At 74.9% G+C, this 19,791-nt stretch carries 17 protein-coding genes; 7 read left to right on the top strand and 10 right to left on the bottom strand.

The annotated features are described in order from the left end of the window. Positions 1–20: 20 nt before the first annotated feature. On the top strand, positions 21–1,574 hold the full coding sequence (locus F1544_RS02195; protein ID WP_167581588.1) for a hypothetical protein: 1,554 nt from the start codon (positions 21–23) through the stop codon (positions 1,572–1,574). A gap of 38 nt (positions 1,575–1,612) precedes the next feature. On the opposite strand, the gene F1544_RS02190 is transcribed toward F1544_RS02195, so the two are convergent. Next, the gene (locus tag F1544_RS02190) at positions 1,613–2,704 is read right to left on the bottom strand and encodes an Rv2578c family radical SAM protein (RefSeq protein WP_167581585.1); all 1,092 of its coding nucleotides are present in this window, start codon (positions 2,702–2,704) and stop codon (positions 1,613–1,615) included. A gap of 171 nt (positions 2,705–2,875) precedes the next feature. On the opposite strand from F1544_RS02190, the gene F1544_RS02185 reads away from it, so the two are divergent. Both F1544_RS02185 and F1544_RS02180 read left to right on the top strand, forming a co-directional pair. Beyond that, positions 2,876–3,547, top strand: a complete 672-nt coding sequence (locus F1544_RS02185) for a hypothetical protein (RefSeq protein ID WP_167581582.1) — start codon at positions 2,876–2,878, stop codon at positions 3,545–3,547. Positions 3,548–3,584: 37 nt separating this feature from the next. After that, the gene (locus tag F1544_RS02180; RefSeq protein ID WP_167581579.1) at positions 3,585–4,250 is read left to right on the top strand and encodes a pentapeptide repeat-containing protein; all 666 of its coding nucleotides are present in this window, start codon (positions 3,585–3,587) and stop codon (positions 4,248–4,250) included. A 4-nt stretch (positions 4,251–4,254) separates the two neighbouring features. On the opposite strand, the gene hisS is transcribed toward F1544_RS02180, so the two are convergent. Both hisS and F1544_RS02170 read right to left on the bottom strand, forming a co-directional pair. Continuing rightward, entirely contained in the window at positions 4,255–5,601 is a 1,347-nt protein-coding gene (gene hisS / locus F1544_RS02175; protein WP_167581576.1) for a histidine--tRNA ligase, read from the bottom strand. Positions 5,602–5,604: 3 nt separating this feature from the next. Next, positions 5,605–6,306, bottom strand: a complete 702-nt coding sequence (locus tag F1544_RS02170; RefSeq protein ID WP_167581573.1) for an MBL fold metallo-hydrolase — start codon at positions 6,304–6,306, stop codon at positions 5,605–5,607. Positions 6,307–6,454: 148 nt separating this feature from the next. Between F1544_RS02170 and F1544_RS02165 the strand changes: the two genes are divergently transcribed. Together F1544_RS02165 and F1544_RS26055 are read left to right on the top strand one after the other, a co-directional pair. Further along, positions 6,455–8,209, top strand: coding sequence for a DUF349 domain-containing protein (locus F1544_RS02165; protein ID WP_308469833.1), 1,755 nt, complete (start codon positions 6,455–6,457; stop codon positions 8,207–8,209). A gap of 124 nt (positions 8,210–8,333) precedes the next feature. Further along, complete coding sequence (locus tag F1544_RS26055) at positions 8,334–8,945, top strand: type IV toxin-antitoxin system AbiEi family antitoxin (protein ID WP_167581570.1); 612 nt, start codon at positions 8,334–8,336, stop codon at positions 8,943–8,945. On the opposite strand, the gene F1544_RS02155 is transcribed toward F1544_RS26055, so the two are convergent. After that, on the bottom strand, positions 8,912–11,131 hold the full coding sequence (locus F1544_RS02155) for a RelA/SpoT family protein (RefSeq protein WP_167581932.1): 2,220 nt from the start codon (positions 11,129–11,131) through the stop codon (positions 8,912–8,914). The two genes, F1544_RS26055 and F1544_RS02155, sit on opposite strands and share 34 nt — an antisense overlap. A 617-nt stretch (positions 11,132–11,748) precedes the next feature. Between F1544_RS02155 and F1544_RS02150 the strand changes: the two genes are divergently transcribed. Both F1544_RS02150 and F1544_RS02145 read left to right on the top strand, forming a co-directional pair. Then, positions 11,749–11,955, top strand: coding sequence for a hypothetical protein (locus F1544_RS02150; protein WP_208971145.1), 207 nt, complete (start codon positions 11,749–11,751; stop codon positions 11,953–11,955). Further along, a complete protein-coding gene (locus tag F1544_RS02145) occupies positions 11,955–13,637 on the top strand; it encodes a sodium:solute symporter family protein (RefSeq protein WP_167581567.1) in 1,683 nt (560 codons plus the stop codon). Before F1544_RS02150 ends, F1544_RS02145 begins: the two co-directional genes overlap by 1 nt. Positions 13,638–13,721: 84 nt before the next feature. Here the strand turns inward: F1544_RS02145 and F1544_RS02140 are convergent, their stop codons facing one another. The 6 genes from F1544_RS02140 to ruvA all read right to left on the bottom strand — a co-directional run bounded on the left by F1544_RS02140 (position 13,722) and on the right by ruvA (position 19,732). Next, positions 13,722–14,291 (bottom strand): adenine phosphoribosyltransferase, encoded by a 570-nt coding sequence (locus F1544_RS02140; RefSeq protein WP_167581564.1) that lies wholly within the window; start codon positions 14,289–14,291, stop codon positions 13,722–13,724. 30 nt (positions 14,292–14,321) lie between these two features. Further along, positions 14,322–15,335 carry a protein translocase subunit SecF gene (gene secF, locus F1544_RS02135; protein ID WP_167581561.1) on the bottom strand — a complete coding sequence of 338 codons (1,014 nt, stop codon included), beginning with the start codon at positions 15,333–15,335 and terminating at the stop codon, positions 14,322–14,324. After that, the gene (secD, locus tag F1544_RS02130) at positions 15,335–17,257 is read right to left on the bottom strand and encodes a protein translocase subunit SecD (protein ID WP_167581558.1); all 1,923 of its coding nucleotides are present in this window, start codon (positions 17,255–17,257) and stop codon (positions 15,335–15,337) included. The genes secF and secD overlap by 1 nt, the downstream gene beginning before the upstream one ends. A 197-nt stretch (positions 17,258–17,454) precedes the next feature. Beyond that, entirely contained in the window at positions 17,455–17,817 is a 363-nt protein-coding gene (gene yajC / locus F1544_RS02125; protein ID WP_208971144.1) for a preprotein translocase subunit YajC, read from the bottom strand. 227 nt (positions 17,818–18,044) lie between these two features. Next, positions 18,045–19,103: a Holliday junction branch migration DNA helicase RuvB gene (gene ruvB, locus F1544_RS02120; RefSeq protein WP_167581555.1), complete on the bottom strand. Its 1,059-nt coding sequence runs from the start codon at positions 19,101–19,103 to the stop codon at positions 18,045–18,047. Continuing rightward, a complete protein-coding gene (ruvA, locus tag F1544_RS02115; RefSeq protein ID WP_167581552.1) occupies positions 19,103–19,732 on the bottom strand; it encodes a Holliday junction branch migration protein RuvA in 630 nt (209 codons plus the stop codon). The genes ruvB and ruvA overlap by 1 nt, the downstream gene beginning before the upstream one ends. Positions 19,733–19,791 lie beyond the last annotated feature (59 nt).

The following is a 19,791-nucleotide window of genomic DNA, read 5'->3' as shown; positions in this document are numbered from 1 at the left end:
CGTGTGCCAGGGTTCGCGGTGTGCCTCGCCTGATCACCCCCGTCCGCACCGTGCTGCTGCTCGGTGCGCTCCTGGGGGCCGCCCTCAGCTGGGTGGCCTCCGACGGGCTCACCGACGACACCTACATCACGCTGTCCTACGCGCGGAACGTCGCCGAGCACGCCCACTGGGGGCTGACCCCCGGGATGACGTCGAACGCGGCGACGTCGCCCCTGAACGTCCTGCTGCTGGCGGGGTTCACGGTGCTCCTGCGGCCCGTCGCCGGCGTCGACCCCGTGCTCGCGCTCGGGGTGCTGACCACGGTGCTGTGCGCCGTGGCGGGCTGGTGCGCGGCCCGGGCGGCGGTGCGGCTGGGCGTGTCGACGGCGTGGGCGGGCGTCGCCCTCGTCGTGGTGCTCGCCAACCCCTTCCTCGTCTCGGCCCTGGGGCTGGAGGTGGTGCTGCTCGCGACGGCGATGGCGGCGCTGCTGGCCACGGCCCTGGCGCGCCGGCCGGCGCTGTACGGGGTCGTCGCGGGGGCCGCGCTGCTGGCGCGCCTCGACATGGTCGTCTTCGTGGTCCTCATCGCCCTGACCGCGCCCGGCGTGCTGCGCCGGCTGCACGTCGCCGTCGGCCTGTGCGCCGCGGTCTCGCTGCCCTGGTTCGCCTTCAGCTGGTTCCAGCTGGGCTCGGCGATCCCCGACACCTTCGTCATCAAGACGCTCCAGCACACCTTCGGCCCGGGACGCACCTACCTGCAGGGCCTGTGGACGCATTACCACCCGCTCATGACGACCGCCGTGGTCGTCGGGGTGGTGCCCGCGGTCCTGGGGCTGCTCGTGCTCCTCGCGCTGCTCGTGGCCGCGGCCGCGCAGGGCCTGCGCCGCGCCGTCACCCGTTGGCGCTCCCCGGAGGCCGGGCCCACCCGGCGGCCCGCCGCGGGCCCTCTGCTCGGCCTGGGCCTCGGCGGCGTCGTGTACTTCGGCGTCTACAGCGTCCTGGGCGTGCCGCCCTACCAGTGGTACTACGTGCCGCCCATGGCGTCGCTCTCCTACGTGGCCGTGCTGGGCACCGCGGTGCTGGCGCGGGGCGCGCGGCACCGGTGGCCGGTGCGCGCCTGGCTGTCGCTCCTGGCCCCCGCCTCCGTGGTCGGCCTGGCCCTCAGCGTCCCGGCGGCCGCCCTGCCCGTGCCGTGGGGCTACCCCCCGGTGTTCGGCAACTTCGCGACCCCCGCGCAGTACCGCACCATCGGGCTGCAGGTCGGGAAGCTCGTGGGCGACGAGCGGGTCGCGTCACCGGGCGAGATCGGCACCCTGGCCTACAGCTGCCGGTGCGAGATCGTCGACGCCTTCTCCGACCCCGCGGCCGTCCAGGGCCAGATCGAGGAACGCACCCAGGAGGCGGGCCCGGTGCTGCAGGCGCTGCTGCGCGCCAACTACGCCCGCCGGCAGCACCTGGAGCAGCAGCCGGTGCAGCAGGTGATGCGCTGGACCGCACCGGGCACCGAGCCCCCCGCGGGCACGCGCTGGTGGCCGACGACCGCGGGGACGTGGCAGCGCCAGGACAAGCTGATGCTGCTGCCCGCCGGCAGCTAGCGCCCCGCGCCTCCCGGCGGTCCCCCCGGGGCAGCCGGTCAGAACAGCGCGGGCTGCTCGTCGCGCGGCTCCGCCACCACCGGGGCTCCCGTGCCCTCGGGCATGCTGCCCGCGGGGAACTCCCCGTCCGGGTCGCCCGGCATCCCCCGCACCTGGACCCCGGCGCTGCCGGGGGCGAAGCCGTGCCGGCGCAGCAGGGGCGCGACCCGGTCGGCCAGGAAGCGCCGGTACTCCTGCCCGACGTAGGACCCGCGGCCGTACAGCTGCGCGTAGCCGCGCACGAGGTCCGGCCGCTCGCGCTGCAGCCACTGCTGGAACCACTCCTTCGCCCCGGGCCGCAGGTGCAGCGGCAGGACGGTCACCCCCGTGGCGCCCGCGTCGGCCAGCTGCGCGAGGGCGTCGTCGAGGGCGGCGACGGAGTCGGTGAGCCACGGCAGCACCGGCGCGAGCATCACCCCGCACGGCAGGCCGGACGCCCGCAGGTGCCGGACCATCGCCAGCCGCGCCGCGACGCCGGGCGTCCCCGGTTCGAGCGACTCCTGCAGCGCGTCGTCGTAGATCGCCAGGCTGACCCCGAGCCCGATCGGCACCCGCTCCGCGGCGGCCTGGAGCAGCGCGACGTCGCGGCGCAGCAGCGTGCCCTTGGTGAGGATGCTGAACGGGGTCCGCGCCTCGGTGAGGGCCTCGATGATCCCCGGCATGAGCCGGTAGCGGCCCTCGGCGCGCTGGTAGGGGTCGGTGTTGGTCCCCAGGGCCACGTGCTCGCGCGCCCACGACGGGCGGGCCAGGTCCCGGCGCAACGCCTCCCCCGCGTTGACCTTCACGACGACCTCGCGGTCGAAGCCCACGCCGGTGTCCAGCTCCAGCCAGCTGTGGGTGCCGCGGGCGTAGCAGTAGACGCACGCGTGCGAGCAGCCGCGGTAGGGGTTGACCGTGTGCCGGAACGGCATGGCCGAACCGGCCGGCACCGGGTTGAGCACGGTGCGGGCCGTGACCTCGTGGAAGCGGATGCCCGCGAACTCCGGCGTCGTCACCGTGCGCAGGAACCCGCGGACCTTGGCCATGCCCGGCAGCGCCAGGGCACCCCCCGCCGCCTGCTCCGCGTCCAGCTCCTGCCCCGACCACCGCATGCCCGCAGTCGAACAGGCGTTCGAGGAGCTGTCAAGCGGCGCCCCACCCGCGTCCCCCGGAAGGGGGCTGCCCTCCGGGCCCCGCGCCCGCTTGACTCGGAGCCCAGCGGAAGGACCCCGGCCCCCGCGTGGTCGGCGCCGACCTCGACGACCCGGGGCAGGAGGCGGTGCGTGAGCGACCACCTGTCCCGCGAGCACCTGCTGCGAGTGCGGGCCGAGGGGGTCCGGGCCGCCCTGGAGGCCCTGTGGGGCGACCAGCTCCCCGACTCACCCGACCCCGTGACCACCGTGCTCGTGGACGCCGTCGCGGTCGACGACCAGCTGGGCCTCGACGACGGCCTGGTCGTGCAGGGCGACGGGCTGAGCTGCGCGGCGCTGGCGCGGATCGTGGCCGACGTCCGCTCCCCCGCCGTGCTGCACCGCCTGCCGCCCGAGCTCCGCGCGCGGATCGCGCGGCTGCTGCCCTCCGCGACCCGGCTCGTCGACCTGCGGACCAGCGGCGACGAGGCGCTGCCCAGCGACGCGTCCGGCGCGTGGGAGTACGACCTGTCGACCGGGACCGTCAGCTGGGACGCCCGGGCCGCGGTGGTGTGGGGCCTGGGCCAGCGCCCCGGCACCGCGCCGTGGCCGGAGTGGTTGCAGCGCAGCGTGCACGAGGAGGACCGGGCCTCGGTGGACACGGCCGTGCGCGTCTCGGCCACCACCGGGCTGCCCTGCGAGGCGCGCTTCCGCGTGCCGCCACCCCGCCGGGCCGCCGTCGTGTCCCGCGGGCGAGTGCTGACGGTCCCCGGCGGCGGCGTCCGCATCCTCGGGTTCTCCGCGCCCGACGACACGCTGCGGTGACCGGGCCGCGCCGGCCGCACCTGCGACGCTGCTGCCCGTGGTGACCCGACGCCCCGACCGCGAGACCCCCCGGCCCCCGAGCCCCGACGTGGGCGAGCTCGTGCCGGCGCCGGGCCCGCCCGCGGCCACCCGGTCCCACGACGGCCTCGAGTACCGCGACGTGGACCTCTCCGGGGTGGACGCGCGCGACGCGCGCTTCCTCGGCTGCGCCTTCACCGGCTGCCGATGCGACGACCTCGACCTCGCCGGGGCGCGGCTCGTCGACTGCACCCTCGACGCCACCACGGCGACCACCGCGGCGTGGCGCTCGACGACCTGGCAGGACGTCACGGTCGACGGCTTCCGCTTCGGCGCGCTCGCCCTGCCCGCGGCCGACCTCACCCGCGTCCGCTTCAGCGCCGGCCGGGTGGACTTCGCCAACCTGCGCGACACGACCTTCACCGACGTCGTCTTCGCCGGCTGCGACCTGCGCGAGCTCGACGCCGCAGGCGCCCGCTGGACGCGCGTGCGGTTCGAGGACTGCCGGATCGGTCACCTCGACGTCCACGCGGCGACGCTCACGGCGGTCGACCTGAGCGCGGCCGAGCTCGAGGGCGTCGCGGGCGTGGGCGGGCTGCGCGGCGCCCGCATCAGCGACGTGCAGCTGCTGCAGCTCGCCCCCGCGTTCGCCGAGCACCTCGGCGTCCGCACGCCCGGCCGCTGAAGCCTCAGCCGGCGCGAACCACCGCGGGCCGCAGGTCGGCCGCGGGCGGCGCCCAGCCCGACGCGTCCGCGTCCACCTGCTCGCCGGAGCGGATGTCGCGGACCTGGTCCCCGCCGTCCTCGCCCGCCCCCGCGAACCAGACGAAGGGGATGCCGCGGCGCTCGGCGAAGCGGATCTGCTTGCCGAACTTCGCCGCGTCCGGCGAGACCTCCGTCGCGATCCCCCGGGCGCGCAGGGCCGCCGCGGTGCGGGCCGCCGCGGGGCGCCCGGCCTCCTCGCCCAGCGCCACGAGGACGCACGTCGGGGTGCTGCGCGAGGCCGTCAGGACCCCGCGGGCGAGCAGTGGGGCCAGCGCGCGCGTCACGCCGAAGGAGATGCCGACGCCGGGGTAGGTCGTCTTCCCGTCGCTCGCCAGGGCGTCGTAGCGCCCGCCCGAGCAGATCGAGCCGAGCGACTCGAAGCCCTCCATGCGCATCTCGTAGACGGTGCCCGTGTAGTAGTCGAGGCCGCGGGCGATGCTCAGGTCCGCGACGAGGCTGAAGCGGTCGCTCGTCAGCCCGGCCGTGGCCTCCAGCACCGCCCCGAGGTCGGCGATCCCCTCGTCCAGCAGCGGGTCCTGCACGCCCAGCGCGCGCACCCGCTCGAGCACCGACGGGTCGGACCCGCTGATCGCGGCGAGGGCGAGGCACGCCTCGGCCTGCTCGGCGTCCAGCCCGGCCGGGCCGGTCAGGAGGGTCCGCACGCCCTCGGCGCCCACCTTGTCCAGCTTGTCGACCGCCTGCATGACGGCCGCGGGATCGCTCGCCCCCACGCCGCGGAAGAACCCCTCGATGAGCTTGCGGTTGTTCACCTGCATGCGCAGCGGGGGCAGCGGCAGGGCGGTCAGCGCCTCGGACATGACGAGCGCCATCTCGGCCTCGTAGTGCGCGGGCAGCACGTCGCGCCCGACGACGTCGATGTCGGCCTGGCAGAACTCGCGGTAGCGGCCCTCCTGCGGGCGCTCACCGCGCCACACCTTCTGCACCTGGTACCGCTTGAACGGGAACTGCAGCGTGCCGGAGTTCTCGACCACGTACCGCGCGAAGGGGACCGTGAGGTCGAAGTGCAGCGCGAGGGTGTCGTCGCCCACCTCGGCGTCACCCGCCTCGTGCAGGCGGCGCACGACGTAGACCTCCTTGTCGATCTCCCCCTTGCGCAGCAGCTGCGAGAGGGGTTCGACGGCCCGGGTCTCGACGCTCGCGAACCCGTGCAGCTCGAACACCCGGCGCAGGCCGTCGAGGACCTGCTGCTCGACGATGCGCTCGGCCGGGGAGTACTCGGGGTAGCCGGAGAGCGGGCGGGGGCGTGCCATGGGTCAGGACTCCGTTCCGGGCGCGGTGCTCCGCGCCAGCTGCAGCAGGTGGGGGTTGGTGGCGCGTTCGCGCCCGATGGTCGTGGCGGGACCGTGCCCGGGCAGCACGTCGGTGGCGTCGGGCAGGGGCAGGACCCGGGTCAGGAGGCTGCGGACCATGGCCGCGGAGTCGCCCCCCGGCAGGTCCGTGCGCCCGATGGAGCCCGCGAAGAGGACGTCCCCGGAGAGCAGGAGGTCCGGCTCGCCGGGCCGCGCCACGGAGAACATCACCGAGCCCTCGGTGTGGCCGGGGGCGTGCGAGACCGTCACGTCGAGGCCCGCGACGGCCAGGCGCTGCGCGTGCTCGACCGTCACCACCTCCTGGGGCTCGCGCCACTGCAGCCGCCCGTACTCGGCCGTCAGCGCGGCCAGCAGCGCCGGGCCCAGGTCGGCCAGCGGGTCGGTCAGGCGGTAGCGGTCCTCGGTGTGCACGGTGGCGGCGATGCCGTGCGCGCCGCAGACCGGGGTGACGGAGAAGGTGTGGTCGAGGTGGCCGTGGGTCAGCAGGACCGCGGCGGGCCGCAGGCGGTGCCGCCGCAGCACCTCCAGCAGCCGGTCCTCCACCCCGATGCCGGGGTCGACGACCACGCACTCCTCGCCGGCCGCGGGGGCCAGGACGTGGCAGTTGGTGCCGAACACGGTCGCTTCGAAGGACTCCACCAGCACCCGGCGAGCCTAGGGCCTGCCCGGGCGGGGAGTCGGTCGGCCGTCCGGACGCCGCGTCTCCACGCCGGTCCTCACGCTGAGCCCTCGTCAGGCGACGCCGGGTGGCGCTCCGCGCCGTCCGGGGAGGCTGGCACCTAGACTGCCGCGGGTGAGCGAGCGACCCCAGGAGCCGGCGTCCGACGAGGACGTTCAGGACACCCCGACCACTGCGACCACCGAACCGGGCGACGGCGCCCCCGAGAGCGAGGCCGTGCCGGAGCCCGTGACGGCCCCGGAGGCGGAGGCCGCACCCGCGACGGAGCCTGCGGCGGCCCCGGACGCGGAGCCGGTGGGCGACGCCGCCGACCCCGCGGCGGAGGTGGACGCGAGCCCCGAGGCCGAGGCCGCGGACGTCTCCGCGGCGGCCGCTGAGCCGTCCACCGAGGAGCCCAGCACCGGGCAGCCGTCGGAGGAGCAGCCGTCGGACGGTGGCGCCGCTGCGGGCGACGCTCCGGCCGCGGTGCCGGGGGAGACCCCGGAGCCCGCGCCGCGGCCCACGCCCGCGGGCATGCCCGCGCGCCCGACGCCCCGCCCGGCCCCCTCGGTGCCCGCCCAGGCGGCCACCACGGGTGACGCCCCGGCGGAGGTCCCGCACACCACGAGCGTCGACCGCGCGGCGGCCGCCGCCTTCGGCCGCGTCGACGAGGCCGGCACCGTCTGGGTGCGGCGCGGCGACGGCGAGCACGAGGTCGGGCAGTACCCCGACGCCACGCCCGAGGAGGCGATCGCCTACTTCGTCCGCAAGTTCGAGGAGGTCGTCGCCCAGGTCGACCTGTTCGAGCAGCGGCTGCGCAGCACCGAGCTCGCCGGCAAGGACATCGTCGCCGGCGTCGGCGCCCTGCGGACGGCCATCGCCGAGACGCACGCCGTCGGGGACGTCGACGCCCTCGCGGCCCGCGTCGAGGCGCTCGCGACCGTGGCCGACGAGGCCCGCGCCGCGGCCGACCGCGCCCGCGCGGAGAACCGCGAGCGGCTGCGCGCGGCGCGCGTGACGATCGTCGAGGAGGCCGAGGCGATCGCCGGCCAGGACCCGGAGCGCGTGCAGTGGCGCAGCTCGGGCGAGCGGCTGCGCACCCTCTTCGAGGAGTGGAAGGCCGCCCAGCGCGAGGGCCGGCTGGACAAGCGGACCGAGGACGAGCTGTGGAAGCGCTTCAGCCACGCGCGCAGCAGCTTCGACAAGGTCCGCCGCCACCACTTCGCGGCGCTGGGCGAGGAGCGCTCGAGCATCCGCGGCGACAAGGAGAAGCTCGTCGCCGAGGCCGAGGCGCTGTCGAGCTCGACGGACTGGCGGGGCACCACGAACGCCTACCGGGCGCTCATGGACCGCTGGAAGGCGGCCGGTCGCCTCGGGCGCAAGGACGACGACGCCCTGTGGGACCGCTTCCGCGCGGCGCAGGACGTGTTCTTCGCCGCCCGCACCGCGGCGACCGACGAGGTCGACGAGGAGTTCCGCACCAACCTCACGGTCAAGGAGCAGCTGCTCACCGAGGCCGAGGCGCTCGTGCCGGTCCGCGACCTGGGCGCCGCGAAGAAGGCGCTCAGCAGCATCCAGGACCGGTGGGAGGCCGCGGGCAAGGTGCCGCGGGGCGACCTGCAGCGCATCGAGGCGCGCCTGCGCGCCGTCGAGACCGCGGTCCGCGACGTCGAGGAGACCCGCAAGCCGCGCGTCACCTCCGACGCCGAGGTCCGCGCGCAGGGCGTCGTGAGCCAGCTCGAGGGCGCGATCCGCGGCCTCGAGGAGGACGTCGAGAAGGCGCGCCAGCGCGGCGACGCCCGTCGCCTCGCCAAGGCCGAGGAGGCGCTGCGCGCGCGCCAGGAGTGGCTCGACTCCGCTCGGTCGACCCTGCGCGACGTCGCCCGCTGAAGCACCGCTGAGGAGTCGCACGACCGACGCCGCCGCCGGGTCCACCGACCCGCGGCGGCGTTCGTCGTCCACAGGGGAGCGCTGACCTGCCCCGGTCCCCGGCGCGGGCGGGTGGACTGCGTCCGTGCCCCTCCTCCCCGGCCCCTCGTCGGACCTCGCGCCCGCCACCCGCACCTGGCTGCGGCACCTGCTGCACCCCGCGGTGGCCGTCGACCCCGCCCTTCCGCACCGGCCCGGTCCGGGTGCCGCCGAGCGGCGCGCGGCCGAGCGCGATGTGCGGGACGGCCTGCTGCGCCGCGTGGTCGGCGACGTCGTCGTCGCCGCGGACGTCGAGCTGGGCCCGGCGGGCCGCGCCGCCGCGCTCGCCCTGCTGATGCCGCCCGGCGCCGTCGCCCTCGGGGCCACGGCCGCCTGGGTGCACGCCGGCGCGCTCGCGGGCGTCCCGGCCGTGCTGGAGGTGGCGGTCGAGGCGCCCGCCGTGCGGCGGCTGCAGCGCGACGGGTGCGGTGCGGGCGTCCCGGTCCGTGCGACCCGCGCAGTCCCACCCGCCGGCGACCTGGTCGACGTCGGCCCGCTGCGGGTGACCTCGCCCGCGCGGACGCTGCTGGACGTCGCCCGCGCCTCTCCGCAGCGCACCGCCCGGGTGCGCCGGGCCCTGCTGGAGGCCGGGGCGCGACCCGAGGCGCCCGCCCCGGCCGGCGCTCAGTCCCGCGAGCGCGACGCCATGACGCGGTAGGCGTCGAAGACGCCGTCCACGCGGCGCACGGCGGACAGCACGTGCCCCAGGTGGTTCGGCTCGGCCATCTCGAACGAGAACTTCGACACCGCGACGCGGTCGCGGCTGGTGCTCACGGTCGCGGAGAGGATGTTGACGTGGTTGTCCGACAGGACGCGGGTGACGTCGGAGAGCAGTCGTGCGCGGTCCAGCGCCTCGACCTGGATCTGCACGAGGAACAGCCGCGACGCGACCGCCGCCCACGCGACGTCGACGATCCGCTCGGGCTCGGCGCGCAGCCGGGCCACGTTCTCGCAGTCCTCGCGGTGGACCGAGACGCCCGCGCCCCGGGTGACGAAGCCGACGATCGGGTCCTGCGGGACGGGCGTGCAGCAGCGGGCCAGCTTGACCCACACGTCGTCGCTGCCGTTGACGACCACGCCGGCGTCCGCGCTGCGCGGCCCGCGGCGCGGCTGGCCGGGGGTCGTCGCCTCGGCGATGTCCTCCTCGGCGCCGACCTCGCCGCCCACGGCGACGACGAGCCGCTCGACGACGTGCTGGGCGGAGACGTGGCTCTCCCCCACCGCCGCGTACAGCGAGGACACGTCGGCGTAGCGCAGCTCACGGGCCACACCCACGAGCGACTCGTGCGAGAGGAGGCGCTGCAGCGGCAGGTGCTGCTTGCGCATCGCCTTGGCGATGGCGTCCTTGCCGTTGTCGATGGCCTCCTCGCGACGCTCCTTCGAGAAGAACTGCTTGATCTTGTTGCGGGCGCGCGGGCTCTTGACGAACGTCAGCCAGTCGCGGCTGGGACCCGCGCCGTCGGCCTTGGACGTGAAGATCTCGACGAGGTCGCCGTTGTCGAGCGTCGACTCCAGCGGGACGAGCCGGCCGTTGACGCGGGCGCCCATGGTCCGGTGCCCGACCTCGGTGTGCACGGCGTAGGCGAAGTCCACGGGCGTCGACCCGGCGGGCAGCGCCTGGACGTCGCCCTTGGGCGTGAAGACGAAGACCTCGCTCGCCGTGAGGTCGAAGCGGAGGTTGTCGAGGAAGTCGCTGGGGTCCTTGTTCTCCTGCTGCCAGTCGACGACCTGCTTGAGCCAGGCGTTCTGCTGGTCCCCCGTGGAGTTCGGGTCGTCCTTGTACTTCCAGTGCGCCGCAACGCCGTACTCGGCGCGACGGTGCATGAGGTGGGTGCGGATCTGGATCTCGACGGGCTTGCCCTCGGGCCCGATGACCGTCGTGTGCAGCGACTGGTACATGTTGAACTTGGGCATCGCGATGTAGTCCTTGAACCGGCCGGGGACCGGGTTCCACCGCGCGTGCAGCGCGCCGAGGACGGCGTAGCAGTCGCGCACCGAGTCGACCAGGACGCGCACCCCGACGAGGTCGTAGATCTCCGCGAAGTCGCGGCCGCGCACGATCATCTTCTGGTAGATCGAGTAGTAGTGCTTGGGGCGGCCGCTCACGGCGGCGCGCACGCGCGCGGCCTTGAGGTCCTCCTCGATCTGCTCGCGGACCCCGGTCAGGTAGTCCTCGCGCGCCGGGGCCCGCTCGGCCACGAGCCGCACGATCTCGTCGAAGCGCTTGGGGTAGACCGTCGCGAACGACAGGTCCTCCAGCTCCCACTTGATCGTGTTCATGCCGAGGCGGTGGGCCAGCGGGGCGTAGATCTCCAGCGTCTCGCGCGCCTTGCGCTCGGCGGAGGCGGCGGACACGTAGCGCCAGGTGCGGGCGTTGTGCAGGCGGTCGGCCAGCTTGATGACGAGGACGCGGATGTCCTTGGCCATCGCCACGACCATCTTGCGGACGGTCTCGGCCTGCGCGGCATCGCCGTAGGTGACCTTGTCGAGCTTGGTCACGCCGTCGACCAGCAGGGCGATCTCGTCGCCGAACTCCTGGCGCAGCGCGGCGAGGGAGTAGTCGGTGTCCTCGACCGTGTCGTGCAGCAGCGCCGCGGCGAGCGTCGGGGGCGTCATGCCGAGCTCGGCGAGGATCGTCGCCACCGCCACGGGGTGGGTGATGTAGGGGTCGCCGCTCTTGCGCCGCTGGCCGTCGTGCGCGCGCTCGGCGCGCTCGTAGGCCCGCTCGACGACCGAGAGGTCCGCCTTGGGGTGGGTGCCGCGCACCGTGCGCAGCAGCGGTTCGAGGACCGGGGAGACCGTCGAGGAGCGGTGCTGCCCGAATCGCGCCAGGCGCGTGAGCATCCGGCCCGCGGTGACGGGGCCGGTGTGGGCGGGGTCGGGGCGCGGAGGGAGCTCGGGGCCCCGGCCGGGCTCGGCGCGGCCCGCGGGCACGACCACGGCGGAACCGGGACCGGGAGCGGCGGGCGGGGGCGCACCCGCCCCGGGACCGACCACGGGGGCGGGCGTCGGAGTCGTGCCGGGGTCCGCGACCGCCTCGTCGGCGCCGGGCGCCTCCGGAGGGGTCTGCGGGCGCACGCCGACGGCGCGACCCTCGATGTCCGTCCCGTCCGCCACGGCACCCCTCCGTCCTGGTTGAGATCGAGTGTAGGAGCAGCCTGCCCCGGTCGTGACCCGGTGGCCCCCCGCGGGGTGTCGCGGCACCCGGTCGGCCCCGCGACGGCCGGGCGGGCGGGGCCGCGCCCGTCCCGGCGGCGGCACCGCCCCGGGTGCGGCGCCCTGCGCTGCGTGCCAGGGTTCCCCCCGTCCGTCCCGGGGGCACGACCCGTGTCCCGGCAGCACGGCGTTCCCGCAGCAGCACAGGAGGTCCCGTGACGCCCTAGGACAAGAGCGGCTCCCGCACAGCCGACGTCCTCTTCGACATCCGCACCGTCATCGGCGGCCTGTTCGCCGTCTACGGCGTGGTCTGCCTCGTCGCGGGGCTGGTGTCCTTCAGCGCCGCGGACAGCGCGAAGACGGGGGGCGTGAACCTCAACCTCTGGTCCGGCATCGGGATGCTGGTGCTGGCGGCCGTCTTCATCGTCTGGACCCTGAGCCGCCCCCTGCACCCCGCCGAGGACGCCGCCGGCTCCGACGCGCAGCAGCCCGCCGCCGGGGAGGAGCGCTGATGCTCACCGCCCTCGCGAGCGAGTCCTCGCTGCGCATCGACGCCCACCTCGTCGACTACCTGCTGGTCGGGTTCTACTTCCTCGTCGTCCTCGGCATCGGCCTCATCGCCCGCCGCAGCGTCTCCTCGAGCCTGGACTTCCTGCTCTCCGGGCGCAGCCTGCCGGCGTGGGTGACGGGGCTGGCGTTCGTCTCGGCGAACCTCGGCGCCACCGAGCTGCTGGGCCAGGCCGCCAACGGCGCCCAGTTCGGCGAGCAGACGTTCCACTACTACTGGATCGGCGCCATCCCCGCGATGGTGTTCCTCGCCCTGGTGATGATGCCGTTCTACTACGGCTCGAAGGTCCGCTCCGTGCCCGAGTTCCTCGGCCGGCGCTTCGACGCGAAGACCCAGCGGCTGCAGGGCCTGCTCTTCGCCGTGGCCTCCGTCCTGCTGGCCGGGGTGAACCTCTACGCCATGGCCATCGTCGTCAACGCGCTGCTCGGGTGGCCGACGTGGCTGGCCATCATCGTCGCCGGCGTCGTCGTGCTCGCCTACACGTTCCTCGGCGGGCTGTCCGCGGCCATCTACAACGAGGTGCTGCAGTTCTTCGTCATCGTCGTGACGATGGTGCCGATCACGCTGATCGGCCTGCACCGGGTCGGCGGCTGGGGCGGCCTGGTCGACAAGCTCACGGCGCAGGGCAGCGGCGCGATGCTCGAGCCCTTCCCCGCGCAGGAGCTCACGGGCATCGACTCCCCGATCGCCTCGACGATCGGCGTGGTCCTCGGGCTCGGGTTCGTCACGAGCTTCGGCTACTGGACGACCAACTTCACCGAGGTGCAGCGCGCCTTCTCGGCGCGCAACGCCGCCGCCGCGCAGCGCACCCCGCTCATCGCGGCCATCCCCAAGGTCCTCGTGGCGCTGGTCATCATCGTCCCCGGGATGATCGCTGCGGTCCTCATCCCCGGCATCGAGGACCTCAAGCGGGGCCTGCCGAGCGACACCACCTACAACGACGCCGTCCCGCTGCTGCTGCGTGAGCTGCTGCCCAGCGGCTTCCTCGGGGTCGCCCTCGCCGGCCTGCTGGCCGCGTTCATGGCGGGCATGGCCGCCAACGTCAGCTCCTTCAACACGGTCTTCACCTACGACCTGTGGCAGGACTGGCTGCGCCCCGACCGCGACGACCGCTACTACCTCAAGGTGGGCCGGACGGTCACCGTCGTCGGCACCGCGCTGGCGATCGGCACGGCGTTCATCGCAGCCGGCTTCACCAACATCATGGACTACATCCAGACGCTGTTCTCGTTCTTCAACGTCCCGCTGTTCGCGGTCTTCATCTTCGGGTTGTTCTGGAAGCGCCTCAACGGCAACGGCGGGTTCTGGGGCCTGCTGTGCGGCACGCTCGGGGCGGTCACGATCTTCGTGCTCAACCAGGTCGGGGTGCTGTCGCTGTCGGGCCAGGGCTCGAGCTTCATCGGCGGCGGGGTGGCCACCGTGGTCGCCATCGCGGTCGGGTTCGTCGTCGCGACCCGCGGCCGGGCCAAGCCGGAGGACGACCTGAAGGGGCTCGTCTGGTCGCTCACCCCGGCCGAGGTGCGCGCCGTGCCGCGGGAGGCGGGCTGGTACCGCTCCCCCGTGGTCCTGTCCGTCCTCGTCCTGACGCTGGCCGTCGCCGGCTACGTCCTCTTCGCCGTCATCTGACGGGCACCCCGCGACCGGGCACCGCGGGGTGCCCGGTCGTGCGGTGCGACCTCCCGCCCGCCGCGCGGACGGAGGCCGCGACCCTCAGACGGTGAGCAGGGCGAGCACGTCGAGGCCGGGCAGCTTGTCGCGGCCGCCGAGGGCCCGCAGCTCCATCAGGACGGCGACCTGGGCGACGCTCGCGCCGGCCTCGGTCACCAGGGCGCACGCCGCCTCGGCGGTCCCGCCCGTCGCGAGCACGTCGTCGACGACGAAGACCCGGTCCCCGGCGCCGACGAGGTCGCTGCGCAGCTCCACGGCCGCGGTGCCGTACTCGAGCTCGTACTCGCGGTGCAGGACGGGCGGCGGCATCTTGCCCGCCTTGCGCACGGGCAGGAACGGCAGCCCACAGCGCTCGGCCACGGGGGCCGCGAGCATGAAGCCGCGGGCCTCGATGCCCGCCACGGCCGTCGCGCCGCTGGCTCGGGCGGCCCGGGAGAGCTCGGCCACGACGGCGGAGAAGGCGGTCGGGTCGGCCAGCAGCGGGGCGATGTCCTTGAACCCGATGCCGGGCGAGGGCCAGTCCGGGACGTCGCGCACCGCCGCGGCCACGAGGGCCGCGACGGAGGCGGAGACGTGCTCGTCGTGCGGGTGCTGGTCGTGCGAGGAGTCCACGCCGTCACGCTACCGGCGGCGCGGTGACCCTCAGGCCGAGCTCGGCTCGGTGACCGGGCCCCGGGTCGCGGGGCGCTCGTCGACGTCGTGCGCGAGGTCCTTCACGCGCCCGTCGCGGCGGCGCAGGTCCACGAGCAGCGGCGTCGCCACGAAGATCGAGGAGTACGCGCCCACGAGCATGCCGACGAACAGCGCGAGGCTGATGTCGCGCAGGGTCCCCGCGCCCAGCAGCAGGTCGCCGATGAAGAGGATGGCGGCCACGGGCAGCAGCGCGACGACCGTGGTGTTCACCGAGCGCACGACCGTCTGGTTCACGGCCAGGTTGGCGGCTTCCGCGAACGTCCGGTCCCGCTTGGTGAACGCGTCGGCGGTGTTCTCGCGGACCTTGTCGAAGACGACGACCGTGTCGTAGAGGGAGTACCCGAGGATCGTCAGGAACCCGATGACCGAGGCCGGCGTCACCTCGAACCCCACGACCGCGTAGACGCCCGCGGTGATGACGAGGTCGTGCACCAGCGCCAGAAGCGAGGCGAGCGCCATCGTCCAGGTCCGGAAGTACAGGCCCATGACGAGCGAGACCAGGACGAAGAACACCACGAGCGCCGTGATGGCCTTGTCGGTGACGTCCGCGCCCCAGCTCGGCCCGATGCTCGAGGACGTGATGAGGTCCGGCGAGACGTCGTAGGCCGAGGCCAGGGCCGTCCGGATCTCGTCCAGCTGGTCCGTCGTCACCGTGGAGGTCTGGACCCGGATCGCGTCCGTGCCGAGCTTGGTCACCTCGGGGGTCACGTCGGGCAGCACGGTGGCGACGGCCTCCCGCGCGGGGGCCTCGTCGGTGATGCGGGGCCCGTCCGCGGGCGAGCTGACGCTGAACTGCGAGCCGCCCTCGAACTCGATGCCGAAGGTCAGGCCGGGCTTGACCAGCAGGAGCGCCGACACCGCGATCAGCAGGACCGCGACGAGGTACCAGAGCTTGCGGCGGCCGACGAAGTCGAAGCTCTTCTCGCCCGTGTAGAGCTGGTTGCCCAGCTGCGCCATGCCCATCAGGCGTTGCCTCCGTCGTGCTCGTCGTGTCGGGCGGGACCGTCGTGGTCCTCGACCACGGTCGTCCCGCCGCCGGCCCGGGCGCGCTCGCGCTCCTGCGCCCGCAGGCTCGCCAGCGTCGGGCGGGGTGCGCCGCTGTGCAGGGCGCCGCGGGCGACGACGCTGCCGAGGTGCTCCGGGTCGAAGCCGGACCACTTGTGCCCGCCGCCGAAGAACTTCGTGCGCCCCAGCAGGGCGACGACGGGGTGGGTGAACAGGAAGACGATGACGACGTCGATGACCGTCGTGATGCCCAGCGTGTACGCGAACCCGCGCACGTTGCCCGTGGCCAGGACGTAGAGGACGACGGCCGACAGCAGGCTGACCGCGTCCGAGATGATGATCGTGCGCCGGGCCCGGCGCCAGCCCGCCTCCACGGCGGAGGACAGGATGCGCCCGTCGCGGATCTCGTCGCGCACGCGTTCGAAGAACAGGATGAACGAGTCCGCGGTGACGCCGATCGCGACGATGAGGCCGGCCACCCCGGCGAGGCTGAGGCGGAAGCCCTGCAGCCAGCTGAGCAGCAGGATCACGCCCCAGTTCAGCGCCGCGGCGAGCACCAGGCTGCCGACGGTGACGAGGCCGAGGCCGCGGTACTGCAGCAGCGAGTACCCGACGACCAGGACCAGGCCGATGAGGCCCGCGATGAGCCCGTTGCGCAGCTGCTCGCTGCCGAGCGTGGCGGACACCTGGTCCTCGGTCTGCACCTCGAAGCTCAGCGGCAGCGCACCGAACTTGAGCTGCTGGGCGAGCGCGTCGGCGCTGGCCTCGGTGAAGTTGCCGGTGATCTGGGCCTTGCCGCCCGGGATCACGGAGCTGACGCTCGGGGCGGTGACGACGAGGCCGTCGAGCACGGCCGCGAACTGGTTGGCCGGCTGGGTCAGCGCGCTGATGCGCTGGGTCAGGTTCTGGAACGCCGTGGCGCCCGAGGAGTCGAACTCCAGGTTGACCTGCCAGCCGCCCGTGATGCGGCCCTGCTGGTTGGTCTGCTGGCCCGAGGACGCGTTCGTGAGCTGCGTGCCCTCGATCTCGGCCGGCCCGAGGACGTACTTGGCCGAGCCGTCCTGGCTGCAGGTCACGAGGACCTTGGCCGGGTCGTCGACGATGCCGCCCGTGCGGTTGGCCGGGTTCGAGCAGTCGAGCTGGGTGAAGAGGCGCTGGACGTCGGCCGACTGCAGCTGCACCTGGTCGCTCGCGTCGGTCGGCGCGGGCGAGGGCGTGTCCGTGGGCTGACCGGGGCCGGTGCCCGTGGTCGGCGTGGCGTCGGCGCCCGCGGGGGCCGTCGTCGACGCGCTCGTCGGGGCGGCGCTGGGCGTCGCCGAGGGCGTGGTGGCCTGGCGCAGCGCCTGCGGGGCCGCGGCGCCCGTCGCGCTGGTCGACGGCGAGGCGTCCGGCGTGGCCGGGGCGGAGGCGGTCGCGTCCGGTGCGGGGGTCGTCGGAGCCGGCGTGGCCGGGTCCGTGGCGGCAGGGTCCGTCGCGGCGGGGTCCGTCGCGGCGGGGTCCGTCGCGGCGCTGCTCGGCGTCGGCGCCCCGGCGGCCTCGAAGAGGACCACGCGCATCCGCAGGAGCGCGGACTGGGCGATCAGGTCGAGCTGCTCGCGGGTGGCCTGGCCGGGGATCGACACGGAGATGTTCCGGCCGCCCTGGACCTGCACCTCGGACTCGCTGAGGCCGGTGGCGTCGACGCGCTGGCGGATGATCGCCGCGGCCTGCTCCATCTGCGTGGCGTCGACCGGGGCGTCGCCCTGCGTGGCGCGCGCCTGCAGGACGACCTGCGTGCCGCCCTCGAGGTCGAGCGCCAGGCCGGGTGACCACTTCGCGGCGCCCCAGACGGACCCCGCACCCACCGCCCCGAAGAGGAGGACGACGATCACGGCCAGCACGGCGAGCGTGCGGCCCGGGTGGGGTCGGCGGATGGGTGCGCCGTGGCGCACTCGCTGGGGCCTGTCGTTGGACACTCGCTACCTCGGGACGGGGCTCGCCGGGAGACTGCTGTCCCCCGGCGGGCCCAAGCTTGTCACTGCACGTGGACGGGTGCTGTCTTATCAGTCACCAAGGGTCCTCGTGTTCGTGCGGACCGTCACGCGCGAGGCGTGTCGCTGTTCCCGTCGACGTCCTTGCGCAGGTCCAGGGACCCGTGCTCGGGGCCGCCGACGACGTCACCGTCGCCCGCCTCGACGGGCGCGGAGGTCACGACGCGCGAGACCGCACGACGCGTCCACCGGGTCTGCACACCGGGGGCGATCTCGAGGGTCACGACGTCGCCGTCGATCGAGACCACGCGCCCGTACGTGCCGGACGTCGTCATCACCTCGGCCCCGGGGCCGACCCCGCTCTGCATCTGCTGCTGCGCCTTCTGCTGCTTGCGCGTGCGGCTGAACATGAACACCAGCAGCGCGACCATCAGCAGCAGGAAGACCAGCTGGCTGCCTCCACCACCCACGACATCCCTCTCCGCACCGGTGCGTTCGACGGCTCACCGGTGCTGCGCCGGCCTCGTGCCGGCACCGCGGGGGCAACGGCACGCTCGCGCGGGAGGTTCCCGCCCGCACGCGCCGGCCGACCCGCGCCCGGGAGTCTAGACGGCTCACCCGGACGGCCCTCGCGCCTGCGCAGCGTGTCCGGCGCGCGCGCAACGTGTCCGCGAGCAGTGCGGCACCGGGCCGGCGCTCAGGCCGGCGCCGGCCCGTCCTCGGCGGCGTCGTCGAGCGGGAGCTGCCAGACGGCGTCGCGCGGCGGCGTCAGCCCGAGGTGCGCCCACGTGGCGGGCAGGGCGACGCGACCGCGCGGGGTGCGGCCCAGCAGGCCCTCGCGGACGAGGAACGGCTCGGCGACCGTCTCGACGGTCTCCGCCTCCTCCCCGACCACGACGGCGAGCGTGGACAGGCCCACGGGCCCGCCCCCGAAGCGCTTGCAGAGCGCCTCCAGCACGGCGCGGTCCAGGCGGTCGAGGCCGCGCTCGTCCACCTCGTAGACCAGCAGGGCCGCGCGCGCCGCGCGGCGGTCGACGATGCCCGACCCGCGCACCTGCGCCCAGTCGCGCACGCGCCGCAGGAGCCGGTTGGCGATGCGCGGGGTGCCGCGCGAGCGGCGGCCGATCTCCTCGGCGCCCTCGGCGGTGAGCTGGACGTCGAGCAGGCTCGCCGAGCGGCGCAGGACCTGGACGAGCTCCTCCGGGGAGTAGAAGTCCAGGTAGCCCGTGAAGCCGAAGCGGTCGCGCAGCGGGGCGGGGAGCAGCCCCGCGCGCGTGGTGGCGCCCACGAGGGTGAAGCGCGGCAGCTCCAGCGGGATCGCGGTCGCGCCCGGGCCCTTGCCGACGACGACGTCGACGCGGAAGTCCTCCATCGCGATGTAGAGCATCTCCTCCGCGGGCCGGGCCATGCGGTGGATCTCGTCGACGAAGAGCACCTCGCCCTCGTCGAGGGAGCTCAGCACGGCCGCGAGGTCGCCCGCGTGCTGGATGGCCGGGCCGCTGGTCTGGCGCAGGGGTGCGCCCATCTCGGACGCGACGATCATCGCCAGGGTGGTCTTGCCGAGCCCGGGCGGCCCGGAGAACAGGACGTGGTCGCTGGCCGCCCCGCGGGCGCGGGCCGCGTCCAGGACGAGCGAGAGCTGCTCGCGGACGACCTTCTGCCCGACGAACTCCTCCAGCCCGTGCGGGCGCAGGGCGGACTCGGCCGCGCGCTCGTGGTCGTCGGCGCCCGTCGTGACGATCCGGTCGGACTGCATCAGCGGCCGCTCAGGTGCCGCAGCGCCGCGCGCAGCGCCCCGGCGACGTCCAGGTCGGCGGCGGGGTCGGCAGCGGGGTCGGTGTCGTCCGCGTCCAGCACGGCGTCGACGGTGTCCCCGGCCTGCTTCACCGGGTAGCCGAGCCCGACGAGGGCGTCGACGACCTGCTGGCGCCGGACGTCGGCGGCCGCGGGAGCCGCCGCCACCGGGGTCGCGGTCGCGCCGCTGGGCGGGCCGAGGCGGTCGCCGAGCTCGAGGATGAGGCGCTGCGCGCCCTTGCGCCCGATGCCCGGGACCCGCATGAGCGCGGTCTGGTCCTCCCCCGCGACGGCCGCGCGCAGCCCGTCGGGGCGGTGCACCGCGAGCATCGCCAGCGCCAGCCGGGGCCCGACGCCCGAGACGGTCTGGACCACCTCGAACACCTCGCGCTCGTCAGCGTCGGCGAAGCCGAAGAGGGTGAGGGAGTCCTCGCGCACCACGAGGCTGGTCGCGAGCGTGGCCTCCTCCCCCACCCGCAGCGGCGCCAGCGTGGCCGGCGCGGCCTGGACGAGCATCCCCACGCCACCGACCTCGACGACGGCCGAGTCCAGCCGCACCGACAGGACCGTGCCGCGCACCGACGCGATCACCGAACGACCTCCTCCACCACCGAACACCTGTACGAGGGTCACGCTACCCAGCCGTCCCG

This window comes from Kineococcus rubinsiae (assembly GCF_011839805.1).
In the GTDB taxonomy this organism is placed as follows: domain Bacteria; phylum Actinomycetota; class Actinomycetes; order Actinomycetales; family Kineococcaceae; genus Kineococcus; species Kineococcus rubinsiae.
The sequence above is the reverse complement of the archived record's forward strand: the minus strand, read 5'-3'. Positions and strand labels throughout refer to the sequence as shown.

Bases quoted from the DNA above. Each gene is read 5' to 3' on its own strand.
- F1544_RS02190 (WP_167581585.1), bottom strand. From the start codon at position 2,704: ATGCGGTGGTCGGGGCAGGAGCTGGACGCGGAGCAGGCGGCGGGGGGT.
- hisS (WP_167581576.1), bottom strand. From the start codon at position 5,601: ATGGCACGCCCCCGCCCGCTCTCCGGCTACCCCGAGTACTCCCCGGCC.
- F1544_RS02155 (WP_167581932.1), bottom strand. From the start codon at position 11,131: ATGCTCACGCGCCTGGCGCGATTCGGGCAGCACCGCTCCTCGACGGTC.
- F1544_RS02145 (WP_167581567.1), top strand. From the start codon at position 11,955: ATGCTCACCGCCCTCGCGAGCGAGTCCTCGCTGCGCATCGACGCCCAC.
- secF (WP_167581561.1), bottom strand. From the start codon at position 15,335: ATGGGCATGGCGCAGCTGGGCAACCAGCTCTACACGGGCGAGAAGAGC.
- ruvB (WP_167581555.1), bottom strand. From the start codon at position 19,103: ATGCAGTCCGACCGGATCGTCACGACGGGCGCCGACGACCACGAGCGC.